This window comes from Caulobacter sp. GW822-FHT07D08 (assembly GCF_058798735.1).
Genome location: NZ_JBXAKU010000003.1, coordinates 12,425 through 32,616 on the forward strand (window position 1 = coordinate 12,425; position 20,192 = coordinate 32,616).

At 68.4% G+C, this 20,192-nt stretch carries 20 protein-coding genes; 6 read left to right on the forward strand and 14 right to left on the reverse strand.

Features of this window, described 5'->3' with window-relative positions; all coding sequences use genetic code 11:
* Positions 1 to 36: 36 nt before the first annotated feature.
* A complete protein-coding gene (locus AC1RJ9_RS06570) occupies positions 37 to 1,161 on the reverse strand; it encodes a DNA cytosine methyltransferase (protein WP_492839115.1) in 1,125 nt (374 codons plus the stop codon).
* A 47-nt stretch (positions 1,162 to 1,208) separates the two neighbouring features.
* On the opposite strand from AC1RJ9_RS06570, the gene AC1RJ9_RS06575 reads away from it, so the two are divergent.
* Complete coding sequence (locus AC1RJ9_RS06575) at positions 1,209 to 1,643, forward strand: COG3650 family protein (RefSeq protein WP_492839113.1); 435 nt, start codon at positions 1,209 to 1,211, stop codon at positions 1,641 to 1,643.
* 51 nt (positions 1,644 to 1,694) lie between these two features.
* Here the strand turns inward: AC1RJ9_RS06575 and AC1RJ9_RS06580 are convergent, their stop codons facing one another.
* From AC1RJ9_RS06580 to AC1RJ9_RS06605, 6 genes are all read right to left on the reverse strand, one after another.
* Positions 1,695 to 2,972, reverse strand: coding sequence for a serine hydrolase domain-containing protein (locus AC1RJ9_RS06580; protein WP_492839111.1), 1,278 nt, complete (start codon positions 2,970 to 2,972; stop codon positions 1,695 to 1,697).
* 109 nt (positions 2,973 to 3,081) lie between these two features.
* Positions 3,082 to 3,966 carry a glucose-1-phosphate thymidylyltransferase RfbA gene (gene rfbA / locus AC1RJ9_RS06585; RefSeq protein WP_492839109.1) on the reverse strand — a complete coding sequence of 295 codons (885 nt, stop codon included), beginning with the start codon at positions 3,964 to 3,966 and terminating at the stop codon, positions 3,082 to 3,084.
* 124 nt (positions 3,967 to 4,090) lie between these two features.
* Positions 4,091 to 4,951: a dTDP-4-dehydrorhamnose reductase gene (rfbD, locus tag AC1RJ9_RS06590; RefSeq protein ID WP_492839107.1), complete on the reverse strand. Its 861-nt coding sequence runs from the start codon at positions 4,949 to 4,951 to the stop codon at positions 4,091 to 4,093.
* The gene (rfbB, locus tag AC1RJ9_RS06595) at positions 4,951 to 6,018 is read right to left on the reverse strand and encodes a dTDP-glucose 4,6-dehydratase (protein ID WP_492839105.1); all 1,068 of its coding nucleotides are present in this window, start codon (positions 6,016 to 6,018) and stop codon (positions 4,951 to 4,953) included. The genes rfbD and rfbB overlap by 1 nt, the downstream gene beginning before the upstream one ends.
* 155 nt (positions 6,019 to 6,173) lie before the next feature.
* A complete protein-coding gene (gene purU, locus AC1RJ9_RS06600) occupies positions 6,174 to 7,031 on the reverse strand; it encodes a formyltetrahydrofolate deformylase (protein WP_492839103.1) in 858 nt (285 codons plus the stop codon).
* Positions 7,032 to 7,121: 90 nt separating this feature from the next.
* On the reverse strand, positions 7,122 to 7,757 hold the full coding sequence (locus AC1RJ9_RS06605) for a glutathione S-transferase family protein (protein ID WP_492839101.1): 636 nt from the start codon (positions 7,755 to 7,757) through the stop codon (positions 7,122 to 7,124).
* A 98-nt stretch (positions 7,758 to 7,855) separates the two neighbouring features.
* Between AC1RJ9_RS06605 and argE the strand changes: the two genes are divergently transcribed.
* Complete coding sequence (gene argE, locus AC1RJ9_RS06610; RefSeq protein ID WP_492839100.1) at positions 7,856 to 9,031, forward strand: acetylornithine deacetylase; 1,176 nt, start codon at positions 7,856 to 7,858, stop codon at positions 9,029 to 9,031.
* A gap of 134 nt (positions 9,032 to 9,165) precedes the next feature.
* Here argE and AC1RJ9_RS06615 read toward each other — a convergent pair whose 3' ends face one another.
* Positions 9,166 to 10,191, reverse strand: a complete 1,026-nt coding sequence (locus tag AC1RJ9_RS06615; RefSeq protein WP_492839098.1) for a glycosyltransferase family 2 protein — start codon at positions 10,189 to 10,191, stop codon at positions 9,166 to 9,168.
* A gap of 36 nt (positions 10,192 to 10,227) precedes the next feature.
* On the opposite strand from AC1RJ9_RS06615, the gene rfbC reads away from it, so the two are divergent.
* The 3 genes from rfbC to AC1RJ9_RS06630 all read left to right on the forward strand — a co-directional run bounded on the left by rfbC (position 10,228) and on the right by AC1RJ9_RS06630 (position 13,150).
* A complete protein-coding gene (gene rfbC, locus AC1RJ9_RS06620; protein WP_492839096.1) occupies positions 10,228 to 10,785 on the forward strand; it encodes a dTDP-4-dehydrorhamnose 3,5-epimerase in 558 nt (185 codons plus the stop codon).
* 148 nt (positions 10,786 to 10,933) lie between these two features.
* Positions 10,934 to 11,860 carry an alpha/beta fold hydrolase gene (locus tag AC1RJ9_RS06625; RefSeq protein WP_492839094.1) on the forward strand — a complete coding sequence of 309 codons (927 nt, stop codon included), beginning with the start codon at positions 10,934 to 10,936 and terminating at the stop codon, positions 11,858 to 11,860.
* A gap of 87 nt (positions 11,861 to 11,947) precedes the next feature.
* The gene (locus tag AC1RJ9_RS06630) at positions 11,948 to 13,150 is read left to right on the forward strand and encodes a threonine ammonia-lyase (protein WP_492839093.1); all 1,203 of its coding nucleotides are present in this window, start codon (positions 11,948 to 11,950) and stop codon (positions 13,148 to 13,150) included.
* A gap of 6 nt (positions 13,151 to 13,156) precedes the next feature.
* Here the strand turns inward: AC1RJ9_RS06630 and bamJ are convergent, their stop codons facing one another.
* A complete protein-coding gene (bamJ, locus tag AC1RJ9_RS06635) occupies positions 13,157 to 13,654 on the reverse strand; it encodes a BamJ family beta-barrel-assembly machinery protein (protein ID WP_492839091.1) in 498 nt (165 codons plus the stop codon).
* Positions 13,655 to 13,815: 161 nt separating this feature from the next.
* Here bamJ and AC1RJ9_RS06640 point away from each other — a divergent pair, with 161 nt between their 5' ends.
* Positions 13,816 to 14,688 (forward strand): UTP--glucose-1-phosphate uridylyltransferase, encoded by an 873-nt coding sequence (locus tag AC1RJ9_RS06640; protein ID WP_492839090.1) that lies wholly within the window; start codon positions 13,816 to 13,818, stop codon positions 14,686 to 14,688.
* Here AC1RJ9_RS06640 and queG read toward each other — a convergent pair.
* From queG to AC1RJ9_RS06665, 5 genes are all read right to left on the reverse strand, one after another.
* Entirely contained in the window at positions 14,685 to 15,800 is a 1,116-nt protein-coding gene (gene queG / locus AC1RJ9_RS06645) for a tRNA epoxyqueuosine(34) reductase QueG (RefSeq protein WP_492839088.1), read from the reverse strand. The two genes, AC1RJ9_RS06640 and queG, sit on opposite strands and share 4 nt — an antisense overlap.
* Positions 15,781 to 16,467 (reverse strand): FtsZ-binding protein FzlA, encoded by a 687-nt coding sequence (gene fzlA / locus AC1RJ9_RS06650; RefSeq protein WP_492839086.1) that lies wholly within the window; start codon positions 16,465 to 16,467, stop codon positions 15,781 to 15,783. The genes queG and fzlA overlap by 20 nt, the downstream gene beginning before the upstream one ends.
* A 114-nt stretch (positions 16,468 to 16,581) precedes the next feature.
* Positions 16,582 to 18,033 (reverse strand): D-glycero-beta-D-manno-heptose-7-phosphate kinase, encoded by a 1,452-nt coding sequence (gene rfaE1 / locus AC1RJ9_RS06655; RefSeq protein WP_492839084.1) that lies wholly within the window; start codon positions 18,031 to 18,033, stop codon positions 16,582 to 16,584.
* 31 nt (positions 18,034 to 18,064) lie between these two features.
* Positions 18,065 to 18,994, reverse strand: coding sequence for a cation diffusion facilitator family transporter (locus AC1RJ9_RS06660; RefSeq protein ID WP_492839082.1), 930 nt, complete (start codon positions 18,992 to 18,994; stop codon positions 18,065 to 18,067).
* A 62-nt stretch (positions 18,995 to 19,056) separates the two neighbouring features.
* The gene (locus tag AC1RJ9_RS06665) at positions 19,057 to 20,142 is read right to left on the reverse strand and encodes a citrate synthase/methylcitrate synthase (protein WP_492839080.1); all 1,086 of its coding nucleotides are present in this window, start codon (positions 20,140 to 20,142) and stop codon (positions 19,057 to 19,059) included.
* Between the last annotated feature and the right edge of the window lie 50 nt (positions 20,143 to 20,192).

Sequence of the window (20,192 nt, forward strand, 5' to 3'; positions counted from 1 at the left end):
CGCACCGTAGACCCCGAAGCGGGGACTGTCAGCGGGTCATTCGGCGGCGAGGCTTGTAGTTTTACTATCGAGCAGAGGCTCCAACAGGGTTTCCGCCAGCCAGCGAACCACCGGAACCGCGACGCCGTCGCCAATCACCTGCAAACCGGCCGTCTGCGAACGCGGCAGGGCGTAGCTGTCCGGCAGGCCCATCAGGCGCGCGCCCTCGCGGGGGGTGACCAGCCGCGAGCGGACTTCGCCGTTCTCGATGACCAGCAGGGTCTGGCGCGAGGAACCGCCGCGCGGGGTGCGCAGGCAGCCCGCCAAACCGTCGAACCGCACCTCGGCCCGCTGCTGGCCACCGCGCATCCGGCGGAACACCGCCCCGACCGAGCGGCCACCGGCCTCGCGGCGCGTCTCGACCGCCTGGCGGTGGCTGTCGGCCATCAGGGTCAGCAGGGCCTCGGTGCGCTCCGGCGGGTTCCATGTCACGGCCGTGTCGGGCTCGAGCACGACGGCCAGGTCGGTGTTGCGGGCCGGCGGCGACGGGACGCCCCACCAGATCCAGCGGGCTTGCAGATCCTCGGGCAGCCGCGCCGCCGCTGCGCGCACGGCCCGGCTGTGGAAGGCGCTGGCGCCTTCAAGATCGACGGTCGGCAGGCGGGTGGCGACCACGAAGACGCGGGGCCGCGACTGCGGAACGAAGGCGCCCGCGTCGATCTCCAGCGCCCCGAAGCGATAGCCCTCCTCGGACAACACGCCGCACAGGGCGGTGAAGTCGTCGCCGTGATGCGAGGTCAGCAGGCCCACGACGTTCTCGATGACGATCACCGGCGGGGCGCGGCCCTGCGCCGACAGGGCCTTCATCAGGGTCCAGAAGCCGAAGAAGGCCGAAGACTTGCCGCCCGCCAGGCCCGCCCGCGCGCCGGCCAGGCTGAAGTCCTGGCAGGGGCTGGAGGCCCAGGCCAGATCCGCCGTTGGCAGGGCGGCCGCGCTCAAGGCGAAGACATCGCCCTCATGGAAGTGGCCTTCAGCGTCCGGAAAGTTAGCCCGGTAGGCCGCCGCCTTCACCGCGTCGAAGTCGTTGGCGAAGGCGCATGCCCAGTCTTCGCCCAGGCCGAGGCGCGCCATGCCGCCGCCAGCGAAGAACTCAAGGAAGGAGGGACGAGCGTTCCGATTCATCGACGAGGAGTCTAGCCTTTCCTGCCCTTGCCGGGATAGCCAGAGACATGCGCACCGCCGTCCTGATCGCCGCCGCCCTCGTCCTCGCCGCCTGCGACGCGCCGCTGGGCTCGAACGAGAACGCTCCGCCGCCGGCCGACGCGCCGGTGACGGTGGGCCCGGACTATAGCGGCGACTTCGACGCGGTCGGAACCGAGCCGTTCTGGGCCCTGAAGATCCGCGCCGCCAGCATGACCCTGGCCCGTCCGGACCAGCCGGAGGTCGCCACCGCCAATCCCGGCGTGCGGGCCGACGGCGACCAGGGCGTCTGGGACGGCACGCTTGGCGAGCAGCGTCTCGTCCTGCGCCTGACGCCCGGCGATTGCTCGGACGGCATGTCCGACCGCCGCTACGGCTATTCGGCCGAGGTCTGGATCGACGGCGAAACCCTGCGGGGCTGCGCCTCCAGGACCCAGGACCTGGCGGCCCAACCCCGGCCTTAGTTTGACGCGCGACGGGCGCCGAAACCGGCGGCCACTTTCGGCTGTCGCGCTTCAGTCTCCCTTGGGCCCCAGATAGCCCGGCCCATAGACCGCCGCGCGGAAGTCGCGGTGCAGGCTGGCGTCGAACGGGAAGGTCTGGACGAAGAACACGGCCGTCAGCCTGTTGGCCGGATCGACCCAGAACAGCGTCGTCTCGCGGCCATCCCAGAAGAATTCGCCGACCGCGCCGCGGTTTTCCTCGGCCGTCCTGGGCTGGCTGTTGCGAACCGCGAAGTCGAGGCCGAAGCCGACCGAGCCCTTGCTGGGCAGCCACCACGTCTCGGTGACGCGGGCGTCCAGATGATTGGTTCCCATCAGGCGCACGGTAGAGGGCTTGAGGATCCGCACCCCGTCCAGCGTCCCGCCGCCCAGCAGCATGCGCGAGAAGCGGGCGTAGTCGTCGATCGTGGCGACCAGGCCCGCCCCGCCCATGGTCAGGCGACGGCTGGGGTCGAAGTTCAGCTTGCGGGTCTCGGCGTCGTCCTGGCGGGCCAGCTTCCCATCCGCGCCCTTGTTGTAGGTGGCGGCCAGACGCGCGAAGGCGGCCTCGGGCTGGGTCCAGCCGGTTTCCTTCATGCCCAGAGGGTCTAGGATGTGGGCCTTGGCGTACGCCTCGTAGGACTGGCCGCTCAACACCTCGACCAGGCGGGCCTGGACGTCGACGGCGGCGCTGTAGCTCCACTGCTCGCCGGGCTGGTAGAGCAGCGGGACAGTGGCCAGGCGGCGGCTGAATTCGGCGAGATCGTTCTTCAGGTTCAGCGGATCGACCGTCTGGAAGACCTTGTCGGCCGGCAGGTCGCGCCCGCCGTACGAGAAGCCGGCCGTGTGGCGCATCACGTCGCGGATCAGGATCGGGCGGTTGGCCGGGACGACGTTCCCCTGGGCGTCCATGACCTTCATGTCGGCGAATTCGGGCAGGTAGCGCGACAGCGGGTCATCAAGGCCGAACTTGCCCTGCTCCCAGAGCTGCATCAGCGCCACGCCGGTGATCGGCTTGGTCATCGAGAAGATCTGCACCAGCGTATCGCGGCGCATCGGCTTGCCGGCCTCGCGGTCGGCCATGCCGGCGGTCCCGAAATAGCGCTCCTGGCCGTCCTGCCAGACCAGGGCCGAGACTCCGACGGCGCGGCCGCTGTCGACCATGGCCTTCAGGGCCGCGTCGATCCTGGTCTTGTCGATCCTGACCGGCGCGGCGGCCTCAACGGCGGGAACCGCTCGCGCCAGGGCGGGCGCGGCCGGAATGGCCAGCAGCGTCGCCGCGATGGCGGCGAGGATGATCTTCTTGGACACGTGGCCTCCCCGAACGCTTCTTATGACAACGTTGGCCATAAGGAGATTCGACTGTCGCTGAGGTCGGGGCGCTTTTCCAGCGTGTCGTAGTCGTAGATCTGACCGGAGATCAGGTCAGGTCCCGCTCCTGGGTGGCGACCAGCTTCAGATAGGCGCCGTAGGGCGACTTGGCCAAGTCGTGCGCCAGCGCCATCAGTTGCTCGGTCGAGATCCAGCCGTTCTGAAAGGCGACCTCCTCGACGCAGCCGATCTTCAGGCCCTGACGGTGCTCCAGCGTCCGCACGAACTCCGAGGCTTCGAGCAGGCTGTCGTGGGTGCCCGTATCCAGCCAGGCGAAGCCGCGGCCCATGCGCTCGACCGACAGGTCGCCAGCCTCGAGATAGAGGCGGTTGATGTCAGTGATCTCCAGTTCGCCACGCGCACTGGGCTTGAGGTCGCGCGCGAAGTCGACGACACGGTGGTCGTACATGTAGAGGCCGGTCACCGCCCAGTTGGACCGTGGCTTTTCCGGCTTCTCCTCGATCGAGACAGCCTTGCCCGAAGCGTCGAACTCGACGACGCCGTAGCGCTGCGGGTCATTGACGAAATAGGCGAAGACGCTGGCCCCGGACTTCGAGCGCTCCTTGGCCCCCTGCAGGATGCGGCCCAGGCCCGCGCCGTAGAACAGGTTGTCGCCCAGTACGAGCACGGACGGCTCATGGCCGACGAAATCGGCGCCAATGCGATAGGCCTCGGCCAGGCCGTTCGGAGTGGCCTGCTCGGCATAGGTGATGTTGATCCCCCATTTGGCGCCGTCGCCCAGCAGACCCTCGAACAGCGGCAGGTCGCGCGGGGTCGAGATGATCAGGACGTCGCGCACGCCGGCCATCATCAGCACCGAGAGCGGATAGTAGATCATGGGTTTGTCGAAGACCGGCAGCAGCTGCTTGCTGATCGCCATGGTCACGGGATGGAGGCGCGTGCCCGATCCGCCCGCGAGGATGATGCCCTTCATTACGTCTTCTTCTTCAGTCCTGACGGCCGAAACCTAGAGCGGAATTCACGACGGCGTGAGCCCTTAGTTTCAGGGGTTGCGTCTTCAACGCGATGATTTCGAAGAAATTTTGACCGAGGCGACCTCAAACATGCCCCTTGGCCGCGAGATAGCGGTCGAGGGCGTGCGTCCAGTCGGGCATCGGACGACCGATCGCGGCGACCAGCTTGGCGTTCGACAGCGCGCTATAGGGCGGCCGGCGCGCGGGGGTCGGGAACTGGCGGGTCGGGATCGGCGCGACCTCGGCGGCGACACCGGCCCTGGCGATGATCGCTTCCGCGAACGCGCACCACGAGGCGGTCCCCGAATTGACCACGTGATAGTCGCCCGCCGGAGCCTTGGCCGCGATCAGATCGAGGATGGCCTCGCCGGCGTCGAGGCTGGCGGTCGGCGACATCACCTGGTCGGCGACGACGGTCAGGCGGCCCCTCTCCTTGCCGAAGCGGAGCATGGTCTCGACGAAGTTGCCGCCCTTGCCGCTGGCGCCGGCCACGCCGAACAGCGAGGCGACGCGGGCGACGATGACGTCGTCGTGCTCCAGCCTGGCCAGGTCCTCGCCCAGGGCCTTGGTCGCGCCATAGACATTGACCGGCGCCCGGCCGACCTCTTCGCCGAGGGGCTCGCGCTCGCGCTGGCCGCCATAGACATAGTCGGTCGAGACCTGCACGAGCCGCGCGCCACTGGCGGCGCAGGCCTTGGCTAGGCGGCCGGCGAAGTGGGCGTTGATCGCCACGGCCGGGGCCGGGTCCTTCTCGCAGTCGTCGACGCGGGTGACGGCCACGCAGTTGATGGCGACATCGAAGTCCAGACCGTCGAAGCTGGCCGCCGGATCGGCCGCGTCGACCTGGGCGCGGGTCACGGGCGTCAGATCGACGCCGCGCTGGGCCGCGAGCACCACCAGGTCCGACCCCAGCTGACCGTTGGCGCCGAAGAGGGCGATACGCATCAGGCGGTCTTCAGCCCGAGGCGCTGGCCGGCATAGCGCTCGCGCAGCGGCGCCCACCAGGCCTCGTTGTCGAGGTACCACTGTATGGTCTTGCGCAAGCCGGTCTCGAAGGTCTCCTGCGCCGTCCAGCCCAGCTCGGTTTCCAGCTTGGTCGCGTCGATGGCGTAGCGGGCGTCATGGCCCGGGCGGTCGGCGACGAAGGTGATCAGGTCGCGGCGGCGCTGGCCGGCGATCGGACGCAGCTCGTCGAGCACGTCGCAGATCGCCTCGACGACCTGCAGATTGGTCCGCTCATTGCGGCCGCCGACATTGTAGCTCTCGCCCGGGACGCCCCTCGTGGCGATCAGATGCAAGGCGCGGGCATGGTCCTCGACGTGCAGCCAGTCGCGGACATTGTCGCCCTTGCCGTAGACCGGCAGCGGCTTGCCCTCCAGGGCGTTCAGCGTGACCAGCGGGATCAGCTTCTCGGGGAAGTGATACGGGCCGTAGTTGTTCGAGCAGTTCGAGACCACCACCGGCAGGCCGTAGGTGTGATGCCAGGCGCGGGCAAGGTGATCGGACGAGGCCTTGGAGGCCGAATAGGGCGAACGCGGGTCGTAGGGCGTGGTCTCGCTGAACAGGCCCGTAGGACCCAGGCTGCCGAACACCTCGTCGGTCGAGATGTGGTGGAAGCGGAAGGCGTCCTTTTCGGCGCCCTCAAGGCCCTCCCAGTGCTCCAGCGCCGCCTGCAGCATCACATACGTGCCGACGATGTTGGTCTGGACGAAGTCGCCGGGGCCGGTGATCGAGCGATCGACATGGCTCTCGGCGGCCAGGTGCATGAGCACGTTGGGCCGGAAGGCCTTGATCGTGGCCGAGACGGCCGCCGCGTCGGCCACGTCGCCCTGCACGAACCGGTAGTCGGCCTTGCCTTCCAGCATGGCCAGGCTGGCCGGCGAGGCCGCGTAGGTCAGCTTGTCGTAGTTGAGGATCGCGACGTCGTTCTGGCCGGCCAGATGACGGCACACGGCCGAGCCGATGAAGCCCGACCCGCCGGTCACCATCACGCGAAGATTTTGCTGCGACATGCGCTGGAAAGCTCGAGCCCTAGAGCATGATAGCCGAAAGTGGCTGCCGGTTTCGGCGGCCATCATGCGCCAAATGTTAAATACGGAGCACGCCCCGTACTCCAGTTTTTAGTGTACGCGCAACAGTCAGTCCCCGAACGTTGGGTCCCGGACCCTTAGTCGGTGAACACCACCGTCTTGCGGCCGTTCAGCAGCACGCGGTCTTCCAGGCGATAGCGGAGGGCGCGCGCCAGTACACGACGCTCGATGTCGCGGCCCTTGCGGACCAGGTCCTCGGGCGTATCGCGGTGGCTGATGCGCTCGACGTCCTGCTCGATGATCGGCCCTTCATCGAGGTCGCCGGTCACGTAGTGAGCCGAGGCGCCGATCAGCTTCACGCCGAGCGCGTGAGCCTGATGGTAGGGCTTGGCGCCCTTGAAGCCCGGCAGGAACGAGTGGTGGATGTTGATGCAGCGGCCCTGCAGCTTGGCCGACAGGCCGTCCGACAGCACCTGCATGTAGCGGGCGAGCACGACGATGTCGGTCTGGGTTTCCTGGATCAGCTTCCAGAGTTCGGCTTCCTGCTCGAACTTGGTTTCCTTGGTCACCGGCAGGTGGTGGAAGGGCAGACCCGAGAGGTCGATGTGCTCGTAGGTCTGCGCCGGGTGGTTGGAAACGACCCCGGCGATGTGCATGGGCAGCTCGCCGATCCGCCAGCGATAGACGAGATCGGCCAGGCAGTGGTCGAACTTGCTGGCCAGCAGCAGTACGCGATAGCGCTCGGTGCGGTCGCGCAAGGTCCACTTCATCTTGAAGCCGTCAGCCACGGCCACGAACGCGTCGCGCAGCTCGGCGCGGTCCTCTGGATTTTTGGCCGCGCCATCGGCGTCGAACACCACGCGCATGAAGAACTGACCGGTCTCCTGGTCGTCGAACTGCTGGGCGTCGAGGATGTTGCAGCCGCGCTCGAACAGGAAGGCGGACACCTTGGCGACGATGCCGCGCTGGTCGGGACAGGAGAGGGTCAGGATCATGGTCCGCTCCCTCTAGAGAACCCCACCGCCGAAGAAAAGCGGCTGACCGCATCAGGCGAGGCTGATTTTGGCGGCGCGGGGGGCGTTTTCCTAGACCTGCGGCACGGCCATGCCTCGTTGGACCGCGGGGCGGTCGCCCACCGCCTGCACCCAGGCCTCGACGGCGGGAACGCCAGGCTCGCGGTCGGGCTCGGCCTCGGCGAAGGCGGCGAGGATGGCCTTGGTCCAGGCGTAGCTGGCGATATCGGCGATCGAGAAGTGCTCGCCAGCCAACCAGGGGTGGTCGTTCAGCCGCCGGTCCATCACCCCCAGAAGGCGCGTGACCTCCTCGCCAAAGCGGTTGATGGCGGCCGGCAGCTTCTCCTCGGCGCGGAGGGCGAAATATTTGTACTGGCCGGACATCGGGCCGAGGCCCCCGACCTGCCAGAAGGTCCATTCCAGCGCCGCCCAGCGCTCGGGACCGCTGGGCGCCAGAAGCTTGCCGGTCTTCTCGGCCAGGTAGACCAGGATCGCGCCGCTCTCGAACACGGTCTGCGGGCCCCCGCTGGCGTCGTGGTCGACGATGGCCGGGATCTTGTTGTTAGGCGAGATGGCCAAGAATCTCGGGTCGAACTGCTCGTCCTTGCCGATGTTCACCGGATGGACCCGATAGGGCAGGCCCACCTCCTCCAGCATGATCGAGGCCTTGCGGCCATTGGGCGTGGTCCAGGTGTAGAGGTCGATCATGGGGTCTCCCTGCCAGCTTCGAGGTCAACACCGCGCAGTCTAGCGATCTTGCAGCTCGCGGGTAGGCGTCGGCGCGCGAAAGGGTCTAGACTCCGCGCATGGTTTCCTCATCCGAAGTCCTGTCCGACCGCGCCGTCGACATCCTGAAGACGCTGGTGGCGTTCGACACCACCTCGCGCCGCTCGAACCTGGCGCTGATCCAGTGGGTCGAGCAGTACCTGGCCCACCTGGACGTGCCGACCCGCCGGGCGCCGAACGCCGACGGGACCAAGTCCAACCTGTTGGCGAGCATCGGCCCCGCGGTCGAGGGCGGCGTCGTGCTGTCGGGTCATACCGACGTCGTGCCCGTCGACGGCCAGCCGTGGTCCAGTGATCCGTGGGTGCTGACCGAGCGCGACGGGCGGCTCTACGGCCGGGGAACCTGCGACATGAAGGGTTTCCTGGCCCTGGCCCTGGCCGCCGCGCCGGACCTGGCCCGGGCGACGCTGAGGAAGCCCGTCCACCTGGCCTTCTCCTATGATGAGGAGGTCGGCTGCCTGGGCGCGCCGGACATGATCGAGGTCATCGCCAACGATCTGCCCCGCCCCGCCCTGGTGGTGGTCGGCGAGCCCACCGACATGGTCGCCGTCCGCGCCCACAAGGGCATCGCCAGCTTCATCGTCACCGTCACCGGCCGCGAAGCCCATTCCAGCCTCACCCACCTGGGCGTCTCGGCCAACATGGCGGCGATCAAACTGATGGGCCTGCTGGTCGAACTGTCGGAAAAGCTGGAGCGTGAAGCCGATCCCGCGTCGCCATTCACGCCCAAGGGCGCGACCCTGACCATCGGCCAGGTCAATGGCGGCACGGCGGTCAACATCCTGGCCCGCGAGTGCGTGTTCATCTTCGACCTGCGAACCCCGGCGGGTCTGGACCCGATGGCGATCCTGACCGACGTCTTCGCCGCCGCCGAGGCGATGGACGCGGAGATCAAGGCCCGCGCGCCCGAAGGCGGCGTCAAGGTCGAGCGCCGCTCGCTGACGCCGGCCTTCGCGCCGGAGGAGAACGGCGTCGCCGAGGCCTTCGCCCGCAGGCTGGCCGGCGACAACGGCCCGGCTCGGGTCGTGCCCTACGCCGCCGAGGCCGGGCAGTTCCAGAACGCGGGCTTCTCGACCGTGATCTGCGGCCCCGGCTCGATCGACCAGGCTCACCAGCCCGACGAATATGTCGAGATCAGCCAGATGCAGCGCGGCGCGGCCTTCATGCGCCGGCTGATCGAGGACCTCTCGACCTAACGCCGTTTCCCCGGCGAAAGCCGGGGCCCAGATGGAAGGACGCTGGTGAACGCTATGAGCTCGGCGTCAATCCCGTCAGCCCAAGCACTTCGAGATCTGGATCCCGGCTTTCGCCGGGAAGATCGGGGTTAGGGCTAGGCGCCTCGCCATTTTCGAATGACGAACCGCCGGCCGATGAACGCGGCCGGGTCGATCGACATCACCCTCAGGATCGCGCCGGGCGAGGCCTTGCGCCTGGCCTGGATCGCCTTGCGATCCGCGAACACCTGATCCAGATCCTCGCGTTTCAGCGCCGCCTTGATGCCCCGGATAGCCGGAGCGACGTCGCCACGCCGCCAGTGCAGCAGAAGCAGGCCCGCCGTCACCGCCACGTGCAGGGGCAAGGTGACCGGAAACAGCCAGCCGGGCGTGTTCTTGACGAAGGTCCAGATCCGGTTGCGCGAGCCGTGGAAGATCGAGAAGTCCGACCGCACGCCCGTGCTGGCCGAACCGACATGGGCGACCTTGGCCTTGGGCAGCAGCAGGGTCGGATAGTCGTAGAGGCGCAGGCGATAGCCCAGGTCGACGTCCTCGCAGTAGCAGAAGTAGCGCTCGTCGAAGCCTCCGACCGCGAGGAACAGCTCACGATCGATCAGCATCGCCGCGCCGCAGGCCGAGAACACCTCGCCCTCGGGTAGGACCGCCGGCGCCTTGCGGCCATACCCGCCCCGGAACGGTATGCCCGCGCTGGTGACATTGTCGCCGGCCCCGTCCAGCAGGCCCGGCTGATCGGCCGACAGCTGCAGCGAGGCGAAACTCTTCACGCTCGGGTGGCGCTTGACGCCCGCCATCAACTCGGCCAGCCACCCCGGCTCGGCATAGGCGTCGGGGTTCAGCAGGACCAGCCAGCGCCCCTTGGCCCGCCGGGCCGCGAAGTTGTTGCCGGCCGCGAAACCCAGATTGGCGCCCGCCTCGACGAAATCGACCCATGGATGGGCCTTGGCCGCCGCCTGCGGCGCGCCGTCGGTCGAGGCGTTGTCGATCAGGATCGTCTCGAAGTCGCGGAAGGTCTGAGCCGCCAGCCTGTCCAGGCACGGCTCCAGGGTCGGTCCGCTCTGGTAGGAGACGATGATCACGCTAACGAGCGGGCCGGTCTTGTTTTCCATCGTCTCAGGCGGCATCGGTGGCCGGTTCGTTTCTCAAGGCAAATACGCGTCATGAAGATCACGCCGCTGGCGATCCCCGAAGTGCTGCTTATCACGCCCGCGCGCCATGGCGATGAGCGGGGCTGGTTTTCCGAGACGTTCCGTCAGTCGGCGCTGGAGGAGGCCGGTTTCAAGGCTGCGTTCGTCCAGGACAATCATGTCCGCTCCACAACGCGCGGCATCCAGCGTGGCCTGCATTACCAGAAGCCGCCGCACGCTCAGGACAAGCTGCTGCGCTGCGTGGTCGGGTCGATCTTCGACGTCGCGGTGGATATCCGCCGAGGCTCGCCGACCTACGGCCAGTGGGTCGGGGCCGAGCTGTCGGCCGAGAACCGCCAGCAGCTGCTGGTGCCCAAGGGCTTCGCTCACGGCTACGTCACCCTGACCGACGCCTGCGAGGTGCTCTACAAGGTCACCGGCTATTATGCCCCGGCCGCCGAAGGCGCGGTGCGCTGGAGCGACCCGGCCATCGGCATCGATTGGCCGGTCCCGGTTACGGAGATCACCGCCAACGACCGCGACAACGCCGCGCCGCTGCTGAGCGAGATCGACTCACCGTTCGTTTATTAATTTCAAAACCCGACCTCCCCAGCGAATGCCGGGGCCCAGATTCACCCGGAGAGTTTGGGGTTCTCGCGCCACAGGCCTCGACCAAGCGCACCAAGTCTGGTGGGTTCGATCTGGGCCCCGGCATTCGCCGGGGAAATCGGAGTGTGGAATGATCGCGTTCACCGACTTTTTCTGGACTTCGCACGAAGGCCTGCCGCTGCACGCCCGTGACTACGCCCCAATGGGCGTTTCTGGCGGCGAGGCCCAGAAGCTGCCGGTGATCTGCATCCACGGCCTGACCCGCAACGCCCGCGACTTCGAGGACCTGGCCCCGAGGATCGCCGCCACGGGCCGCCGGGTTCTGGCGGTCGACGTGCGCGGCCGGGGCCTGTCGGCGCGCGATCCGAACCCGATGAACTACCACCCGGGGACCTACGCGGCCGACGTGCTGTCGCTGCTGGCGGCGGCCGGGATCGAGAAGGCGGTGTTCGTCGGCACCAGCATGGGCGGGCTGATCACCATGGTGCTGACCTCGCTGAAGCCCGAGGCCATCGCCGCCGCCGTGTTGAACGATGTCGGCCCCGAACTGTCGCCTGTCGGCCTGGCTCGCATCGCCGGCTACACCGGCACGGCCAGCCGGTTCGAGACCTGGGACGACGCCGTCGCCTACGCCAAGGCGATCAACGAGGCCGCCTTCCCCGACTACGCGGCCGAGGATTGGGACGTCTTCGCTCGCCGCCTGTTCGATGAAAAGGACGGCGGCTACGTCCTGGCCTACGACCCCGACATCTCGGCCCCGATCAAGGCCGCCGCCGAAGCGGCCGCGAAGTCGCAGGCCGAAGGCGGCCCAAAGGGAGGGCAGGCCCTGGCGCCGCCGGACATGTATCCGCTGTTCCGCGCCCTGGCGAAGGACCGCCCCCTGCTGCTGGTGCGCGGCGGAATCTCGGACCTGATCGACCCCGCCATCGCCGAGCGCATGCGCGCCGCCGCGCCCCACATGGCCTATGCCGAGGTCCCCGGCGTGGGCCACGCCCCGATGCTGACCGAACCGGAAGCCTGGGCGGCGATAGAAAACCTGCTGCGCGAAGCGCCCTAAGGGGCGCGGCCAAGGGGTGTTTTGGCGGCTCGACCGTGTTAGACGCCCGCCACGGCTCGTTCCTCGCCGCGACAGAGTGCTGACCCGATGACCCTCGACCTTGCCGCCATCCAAGCCGCCGCCGGCCGCCTGAAGGGTCAGATCGAGCGCACCCCGTGCCGCCACTCCAAGACGCTGTCGAAGATCACCGGCGCCGAGGTGTGGGTGAAATTCGAGAACCTGCAGTTCACCGCCGCCTACAAGGAGCGCGGCGCGCTGAACAAGCTGATGCTGCTGTCGGACGCCGAGAAGGCCAAGGGCGTCATCGCCGCCAGCGCCGGCAACCACGCCCAGGGCCTTGCCTATCACGGCGCTCGCCTCGGGGTGCCCGTCACCATCGTCATGCCGCGCACCACGCCGTTCGTGAAGGTGCAGCACACCCGCGACTTTGGCGCGACCGTGATCATCGAGGGCGAGACCTATGACGACGCCAACGCCCACGCCCGCAAGCTGCGCGACGAGCAGGGCCTGACCTTCGTCCACCCGTTCGACGACTACGACATCATGGCCGGCCAGGGCACGATCGCCCTGGAGATGCTGGAAGACGCGCCGGACCTGGAAGTGCTGCCCGTGCCGATCGGCGGCGGCGGCCTGATCAGCGGCGTGGCCACGGCGGCCAAGGCGCTGAAGCCCGACATCCACATCATCGGCTGCGAGCCGGCGATGTACCCGTCCTTCACCGCCAAGATGCGCGGCATCACCGCCCATTGTGGCGGCCAGACCATCGCTGAAGGCGTGGCGGTCAAGACGGTCGGCGACCTGACCTATGGCGTCGCCCGCCCGCTGATCGACGACGTACTGCTGCTGGAAGAGCCGTATATCGAGCAGGCCGTGGCGCTGTATTGCAATGTCGAGAAGACCATTGCTGAAGGGGCGGGGGCGGCCTCGCTGGCGGCCCTGCTGGCCTATCCGGAACGCTTCCGGGGCAAGAAGTGCGGCCTGATCCTGTGCGGCGGCAATATCGACACCCGCCTGCTGGCCTCGGTTCTGACCCGCGAACTGGTCCGCGCCCAGCGCCTGATCAGCCTGCGGATCATCGGCGACGATCGCCCGGGCCTGCTGTCGACCGTGGCCAGCGTGATCGGCGCGATGGGCGCCAACATCATCGAGGTCAACCACAACCGCCTGGCCCTGGACGTGCCGGCCAAGGGCGCGGAGTTCGACATTACCATCGAGACCCGCGACGCCCAGCACACCCAGGACGTGATGAACGCCCTGCGCGAGAGCGGCTACCCGCCGCGGGTTGTCTAAGGCGACCTATTCCTTCGGCTTGCCCGGGCCCAGCCGGTTCACGTCCAGCAGTTCGATCTTGAAGATCATCACGCTGTTGGCCGGGATCGGGCCCTTGTCCTGCGCGCCATAGCCCAGGGCCGGCGGCACGTAGAGGATCCATTCGTCGCCGGCCTTCATGCGCTGCAGGGCGATGACCCAGGCCGGGACCAGGCCGTCCAGCGGGAACACCGCCGGCACGCCGCGCTCGTAGCTGGAGTCGAACACCGTGCCGTCCAGCAGCTTGCCCTCGTAGTGGACCTTGACCTCGTCGGCTTGCGTCGGGTGCAGGCCGCCCTGCGGACCTTCGCGCACCACCTTGTATTGCAGGCCCTGCGGTAGGGTGACGACGCCGGGCTCCTTGGCGTTCTTGGCCATGAATTCGTCGGCGATGGAAAGGTTTTCCTGCGCCTTCTTGCTAGGCCCGCAGGCGGCCAGGGCCAGGCCAGCGGCGGCGAGGGTGATGAGAAGAGCGCGGCGATGCATGGCAGACCTCAAACGTTCAGGCCGTCCAGCTAGCACGGACCGCCCGCGATTCCATCTCCGTGCAAGCATTGACCCGCGCGGACGGCGATTTCACGGAACAGTGGTGGCTTTCGCTGGCGGCCCCTCTTAGAACGGCCTCCCGAACATCAGACGAGCCGCTCATGAAACCCGTTCGTAAAGCCGTCCTTCCCGTCGCGGGCTTTGGCACCCGCGTGCTGCCCGGCACGAAGACCACCCCGAAGGAACTGCTGAACGTCGTCGACCGGCCGATCCTGTCCTACATCATCGCCGAAGGCCGCGCGGCCGGCATCGAGCACTTCGTCTTCGTGACGGGCCGCAACAAGGGCGCGATCGAGGACTATTTCGACCACCAGGTCGAGCTGGAAGCCGCCCTGGCCGCCAAGGGCAAGACCGCCCTGCTCGACGAACTGCTGGCGGAGCTGCCCAAGCCGGGCGAGATGAGCTTCGTGCGCCAGATGGCCCCGCTGGGCCTGGGCCACGCGGTGTGGTGCGCCCGCGACATCATCGGCGACGAGCCCTTCGCGGTCATGCTGCCCGACATGGTCATGCACGCCCAGAAGTCGGCCCTGGCCCAGGCCATCGAGGCCTATGACCAGGTCGGCGGCAACATCGTCGTGGTCGAGCCCTGCCCCGAGGGCCAGGCCCACCAGTACGGCATCGTCGCGCTGGACGGCCAGGACGGCCGCCTGAACCGCATGACCGGCATGGTCGAGAAGCCGCCGAAGGGCACGGAGCCCTCGAACCTGTTCATCAGCGGCCGCTACATCCTGCAGCCCGAGATCTTCGACCTGCTGGCCAGCCAGGAGAAGGGCGCCGGCAACGAGATCCAGCTGACCGACTCGATGCTGAAGCTGCTGACCACCCAGGACTTCCACGCCCTGGAATACGAAGGCGTCACCTACGACTGCGGCGACAAGATCGGCCTGCTGCGGGCCAATGTCGCCCTGGCCCTGGCCAATCCGGAACTGGGCGCCGCCGCCCGTGTCGCCATCGAGGATCTGCTGAAGGCCTAGGTCCACTCGGCCAATACCTCGGGATCGTCCTCGGCGCGCTTCAGGGCCGAGGCGTCCGCGAGCAGTCGCCGCGCGGCCCACACGGCCGCGCCGCGCACCACCGGCGCGGGATCGGCCAGAAGCGGCTCGACCACCGCCATCAGGCCCACATCGCCGCTGTTGCCGATCGCGTAGAGCACGTTGCGCACGAAGCGATCGCGACCGATCCGCTTGATCGGGTTCTTCGAGAACAGCGCCCGGAACGCCGCGTCGTCCAGGACCGCCAGTTCGGCCAGGGTTGGCTGGCGCAGTTCCTGGCGCGCCTGCAGCTTGGCCTCGCTCGACAGCGACGCGAACTTGTTCCAGGGGCACACCGCCAGGCAGTCGTCGCAGCCATAGATCCGGTTGCCCATCGCCGGCCGGAACTCCGCCGGGATCGGACCGGCGAGCTCAATGGTCAGGTACGAGAGGCATCGCCGCGCGTCCAGCTGGCGTGGGGCTGGAAAGGCTTTCGTCGGGCAGATGTCGAGGCAGGCGCTGCACCGGCCGCAGTGATCGACCTCGGCTTCATCCGGCGGCAGATCGAGCGTGGTCAGCACGCTGCCCAGGAACAGCCACGAGCCGAACTGTCGCGAGACGAGATTGGTGTGCTTGCCCTGCCAGCCCAGCCCCGCGCGCTGGGCCAGCGGCTTTTCCATCAAGGGGGCGGTGTCGACGAAGACCTTCACGTCGTTCCCGAACCGGCGATGCATCCAGCCGGCCAGCAGCTTCAGCCGCTTCTTGATCACATCGTGATAGTCATCGCCCTGGGCGTAGACCGAGATGGCGGCATGGTCGGCGCGCCCCAGTTGCTCCAGCGGATCGAGGTCAGGGCCGTAGTTGACGCCCAGCACCACCGCCGACCTGGCTTCAGCCCACATGGCCGTGGGGTGTGAGCGTCGCTCCAGCGTCTCTTCCATCCAGCCCATGTCGCCATGGCGCTCGGCCTCGACGAAGGCCTTCAGCCATTCGCCATTGGGCCAGGCGGCGGCCGCGTCGGCGAAGCCGCAGGTCGAGAAGCCGAGAGTCAGGGCCTCGGCGCGGATCTCGTCCTTGATCGCTTGCGGCGAGAACTCAGAAGTCGAGGTCGTCATAATGCGCGGCCGGCGCGAGGCCGGGCCAGCGGTCGGCCAGGATCGGACGGAAGGCCGGCCTCGACTTCAGCTTCATGTACCAGGTCTTCGCCGTCGAGAAGTCCTTCCACGGCACGTCGCCGAAATAGTCGATGACGGAAAGGTGCGCGGCGGCGGCGAAGTCGGCCAGACTCATACGGCGACCGGCCAGCCAGTCGCGGGTCTGCAACAGGCCGTCGATATAGCCCAGGTGCATGCGCAGCGCCTCGCGACCCTGGCGCAGGGCGGCCAGATCCGGCGCGCCCATGCGCAGCAGTCGCTTTTCCATCTTCTCGTGCAGAAGGAAGCCGTTGACCTCGTTGTCGAACTTGCGGTCGAACCACTGCAGCAGGCGGCGCGCCTCGGCGCGCTCGGCCGGATCGCGGCCCAGCAACGGCGGCTCGGTCTCGGTCTCCTCGATGTGCTCGAGGATCGCGCGGGTCTCGCAGACGACGAGGTTGCGCTGGTGGCGGGTCTCGACCAGCACCGGCGGCATGCCCGACGGGTTCAGCGAGGTGAACTCCGGCGGCATTTCCCAGTAGCGAACCTGGATCTCGAGGAACGGCAGCCGCTTCTCGCCCAGCGCCAGACGCACCTGTCGCGAGGCGGGGTCGAGAGGGAAATGGTGTAGGGTGCGTTCGACGCTCATGCCCAGGTGCGCTCAGGCTGCATCGAAAGAGCGATGCGCCGCTTTGCTTAATAAGAGATTGCCGAACGGGGTTTACCCAAGAAAAGCAGGCCTTTGTGCGGCTCTTTCTCAGATTTAGCTGTTCATCCGAGCAATGAGATTGGTCGTGCTCTGGCCTTGCTTGAGCTCGGCCAGAATAACCTTGCCGCCGTAGCCGAGCACGACATCGGACCCGACCACCGTCTCGACCGTGTAGTCCGCGCCCTTGACCAGTACGTCGGGGCGGAAGGCCTCGATCAGCGCCAGCGGCGTCTCCTCGCCGAACAGCACCACCAGGTCCACCGACGACAGCGAGGCCAGCACCGTGGCGCGCCCCTGCTCCTTTTGCACCGGCCGGCTCGGCCCCTTCAGCTTGGAGACCGAGGCGTCGGTGTTGAGGCCGACGATCAGCCGGTCGCAGGCGGCCTTGGCCTGGCTGAGCAGCGAGACATGGCCGGGGTGGAGCAGATCGAAGCAGCCGTTGGTGAACCCGACCTTCAGGCCGCGCGCGCGCCAGCCCTCGACGATCCGTCGGGCCTGGTCGCGGTCGGCGATCTTGATCTCACCGGGCTCGCCCCCAGCGGAACCGGCGATGGCCATCAGCTCCGCGGCGGTGACGACGTCGGTGCCCAGCTTGGCGACGACCAGGCCGCCGGCCAGGTTAGCCAGGTGCGCGGCGTCGGCCAGGCTCGCGCCTGCCGCCACGGCCAGGGCCAGAGTCGCGGCCACGGTGTCGCCGGCGCCGGAGACGTCGAACACCTCGACCGCCGTGGCCGGCAGATGAACGTGCGGCTGGCCGCGCACCGACAGGGTCATGCCGGCCCCGCCACGCGTGATCAGGGCCGCCTCCAGGGCCGGCGCCATGGCCAGGATCGCCGCGCCGGCGTCTTCCGAAGCCTCGTCCGAATTGTCGACGATGCCGGTGGCCTCGGCGGCCTCCTTGCGGTTGGGCTTGATCAGAGTGGCGCCGTCGTAGCGGGCGAAGTCGCGGCTCTTGGGATCGACGATCACCGGCTTGCCGGCCGCGCGGGCGGCGGCGATCGCCCCACGCACCACCTCGGCGGTCAACACGCCCTTGGCGTAGTCGGACAGCACCACCACGTCGGCGGCGGACAGACGGGCCTTGAAGGCGGAGAGCAGCGCCGCGCCGTCACCCGGACCACGATCCTCGCGGTCGACGCGCAGCATCTGATGCGAGCCGGAGATGTAGCGGACCTTCTCGGTCGTGCGCCGCTTGGCGTCGATGACCAGTTCGGCCTCCAGGCCCGGTTCGGCGTCGATCATGCCGCGCAGGGCCGCGCCGGCGTCGTCCTTGCCCACCAGACCGATCAGCACCGCCTTGGCGCCGAGGGCCGCGACGTTGCGGGCGACATTGCCCGCGCCGCCCAGCATGGCGGTTTCCTTCTCGACCGCGATCACCGGCACCGGCGCCTCGGGCGAGATGCGGTCGACCGCGCCGTAGATGAAGCGGTCCAGCATCACGTCGCCGAGGACCAGCACGGTCTTGTCGGCGAAGGCGCGGGGAAGGTGAGAAAGGGCGTCGTCCATACGGTTCCGTACTCTCACCGGCTCGGAGAACTCAACCCTCGACCGTTTCGGCGAAGACGCCGCCGTGCTTCTCGGCCAGCCCCCTCGGGTCGGGGTGAATGATGATGTCGGCCGACGGGAACGCCTCCAGCAGCCGGTTCTCGGCGGCGACGATGATGGTGTGCGCCTCGGCCAGCGAGATGTCCGCGGCCAGGTCGGCGTGCATCTGAATATGGACGTAAGGACCAGAGGCGCGGGTGCGCAGTTGGTGAACGCCCAGAACGCGCGGATCGGTGGTGGCCAGGAGCACGATCCGCTCACGTTCGGTCTCGGGCAGTTCCTGGTCCATCAACTGGGCCGAAGCTTCGCGGAAGACGCCGATCGCGCCCCAGATCAACCACAGCGCCACCAGCAAGCCGGCGGCGGAATCGATCCAGGCCAGGCCTAGCCATGTCGCCGCGCCGACGCCGACCAAGGCGACGGCGTTCGAGGCGAGATCGGCGGCGTAGTGGGCCCGGTCTCCGGAGATGGCGATCGAGCCGCTGGCCTTCACCACCCGGGTCTGGGCCGTGATCAGGGCCAGGGTCAGGCCGATCGAGACGATCATCACCACCACGCCGGCCAGGCCGTGCTGGACGGGACGCGGATGCAGCAGGGCGCCGATCGCCTCCCGTCCGATCAGGGCGCCGGACGCGAAGACCAGGCCGCCCTGCATCAGGCTGGAAAAGGCTTCCGCCTTGCCGTGGCCGAAGCGGTGCTCGGCGTCCGGCGGCTCGGCCGCGTAGCGCACCGCATAGACCGTGATCAGCGACGCGACCAGATCGAGGGCCGAATCCGACAGCGAGGCCAGGATCGCCACCGAGTCGCTCATCCGCCAGGCGATCGCCTTGACCACGATCAGGATCGCCGCGACCGCGACCGACAGGAGGGCCACCCGACGAGTGGCGGCGCGCGTTTCGGGCGAAGTGGCGGAGAGGGTCATGGCCACAGCTTAGCAAGGCGGTCTCGCCCGCCCCAGCGCGAACGACTCGCGAGCGTGCAACGCTAAGCGGCGGCGCGCACCTCGGGTCCCACATAGATCGACTGCGGCCGGATCAGCCGTCCGCCCGCCAGTTGTTCCCGAGCGTGAGCCAGCCAGCCGGAGACACGACCCATGGCGAAGACGCAGGTGAAGCTGGACGGCGGCAGGCCAAGGGCCTCAAGCAGCAGCGCCGTATAGAACTCGACATTGGTGTCTAGCGGCCGGTCGGGCTTGTGCTCGCGCAGGATTTCCAGGGCGGCCTGCTCAACAGCCTCGGCGAAGGCCAGGCGACCGGGCAGGCCGCCGGACGCCGCCCCCAGCTTGCGCACGGCCGTCTTCAGGGCGTCGGCGCGAGGGTCCCGGACGCGATAGATGCGATGGCCGAAGCCCATCAGCCGATCGCCGCGCGCCAGGGCCTTCTCCAACCAAGGACGAGCGTTCTCAGGCGTTCCGATCTCGTCCAGCATCTCGATCACCGGTCCCGGCGCGCCGCCGTGCAGCGGGCCCTTCAGGGCCGACAGCCCGGCCAGCACGGCCGAGGTCAGGCCGGCGCGGGTCGAGGCCACCACGCGGGCGGCGAAGGTCGAAGCGTTGAGGCCGTGGTCGCAGACCGTGACCAGATAGGCGTCCAGAGCGGCCGCCTCGGCGTCGGTGGCGGGCGTCCCGCGCGTCATGCGCAGGATATCGGCGGCGTGCGACAGGGCCGGATCGGGCGCGACCGGACTTTCGCCTTTCGCGACGCGCAGCACGGCGGGGGTGAAGACGGCCGGGGCGGCGATCAGCAGCAGGGCTGTCGGCAGGTCGTCGCCGTCGGGCAGGCGGGCCAGCAGGGCGCGCATGGCCTCGACCGGATCGCGGCGGGCCAGGCCCTCGTCCAGGGCCGCGACCTCGTCGAAAGCCCGGACCCGGGCCTCGCCCAGGGCCGGCGCCAGATCACTGGGCGCATCCTCGAAAAAGCCGTCGAACAGCAGATGGGCGGCCTCCTCATAGCGGGTGCGGCCCGACAAATCCTCGACGGCATAGCCCCGGATCACCAGGCGGCCCTTGGCCCCGTCGACATCGGACAGAACGGTGCGGGCAGCGATGACGCCCTCAAGACCATCAGACATGTGCGGTCTCCTCTCTTTCGGCCTGAAAAGACGGCGACGACGGTTGATCG

Bases quoted from the DNA above. Each gene is read 5' to 3' on its own strand.
- AC1RJ9_RS06615 (WP_492839098.1), bottom strand. From the start codon at position 10,191: ATGCCGCCTGAGACGATGGAAAACAAGACCGGCCCGCTCGTTAGCGTG.
- argE (WP_492839100.1), top strand. From the start codon at position 7,856: ATGGTTTCCTCATCCGAAGTCCTGTCCGACCGCGCCGTCGACATCCTG.
- purU (WP_492839103.1), bottom strand. From the start codon at position 7,031: ATGATCCTGACCCTCTCCTGTCCCGACCAGCGCGGCATCGTCGCCAAG.
- rfbD (WP_492839107.1), bottom strand. From the start codon at position 4,951: ATGCGTATCGCCCTCTTCGGCGCCAACGGTCAGCTGGGGTCGGACCTG.
- rfaE1 (WP_492839084.1), bottom strand. From the start codon at position 18,033: ATGGACGACGCCCTTTCTCACCTTCCCCGCGCCTTCGCCGACAAGACC.
- AC1RJ9_RS06665 (WP_492839080.1), bottom strand. From the start codon at position 20,142: ATGTCTGATGGTCTTGAGGGCGTCATCGCTGCCCGCACCGTTCTGTCC.
- fzlA (WP_492839086.1), bottom strand. From the start codon at position 16,467: ATGAGCGTCGAACGCACCCTACACCATTTCCCTCTCGACCCCGCCTCG.
- AC1RJ9_RS06625 (WP_492839094.1), top strand. From the start codon at position 10,934: ATGATCGCGTTCACCGACTTTTTCTGGACTTCGCACGAAGGCCTGCCG.
- AC1RJ9_RS06640 (WP_492839090.1), top strand. From the start codon at position 13,816: ATGAAACCCGTTCGTAAAGCCGTCCTTCCCGTCGCGGGCTTTGGCACC.
- AC1RJ9_RS06660 (WP_492839082.1), bottom strand. From the start codon at position 18,994: ATGACCCTCTCCGCCACTTCGCCCGAAACGCGCGCCGCCACTCGTCGG.
- rfbC (WP_492839096.1), top strand. From the start codon at position 10,228: ATGAAGATCACGCCGCTGGCGATCCCCGAAGTGCTGCTTATCACGCCC.
- rfbA (WP_492839109.1), bottom strand. From the start codon at position 3,966: ATGAAGGGCATCATCCTCGCGGGCGGATCGGGCACGCGCCTCCATCCC.
- bamJ (WP_492839091.1), bottom strand. From the start codon at position 13,654: ATGCATCGCCGCGCTCTTCTCATCACCCTCGCCGCCGCTGGCCTGGCC.
- AC1RJ9_RS06605 (WP_492839101.1), bottom strand. From the start codon at position 7,757: ATGATCGACCTCTACACCTGGACCACGCCCAATGGCCGCAAGGCCTCG.
- queG (WP_492839088.1), bottom strand. From the start codon at position 15,800: ATGACGACCTCGACTTCTGAGTTCTCGCCGCAAGCGATCAAGGACGAG.
- AC1RJ9_RS06575 (WP_492839113.1), top strand. From the start codon at position 1,209: ATGCGCACCGCCGTCCTGATCGCCGCCGCCCTCGTCCTCGCCGCCTGC.
- AC1RJ9_RS06570 (WP_492839115.1), bottom strand. From the start codon at position 1,161: ATGAATCGGAACGCTCGTCCCTCCTTCCTTGAGTTCTTCGCTGGCGGC.
- AC1RJ9_RS06630 (WP_492839093.1), top strand. From the start codon at position 11,948: ATGACCCTCGACCTTGCCGCCATCCAAGCCGCCGCCGGCCGCCTGAAG.
- rfbB (WP_492839105.1), bottom strand. From the start codon at position 6,018: ATGTCGCAGCAAAATCTTCGCGTGATGGTGACCGGCGGGTCGGGCTTC.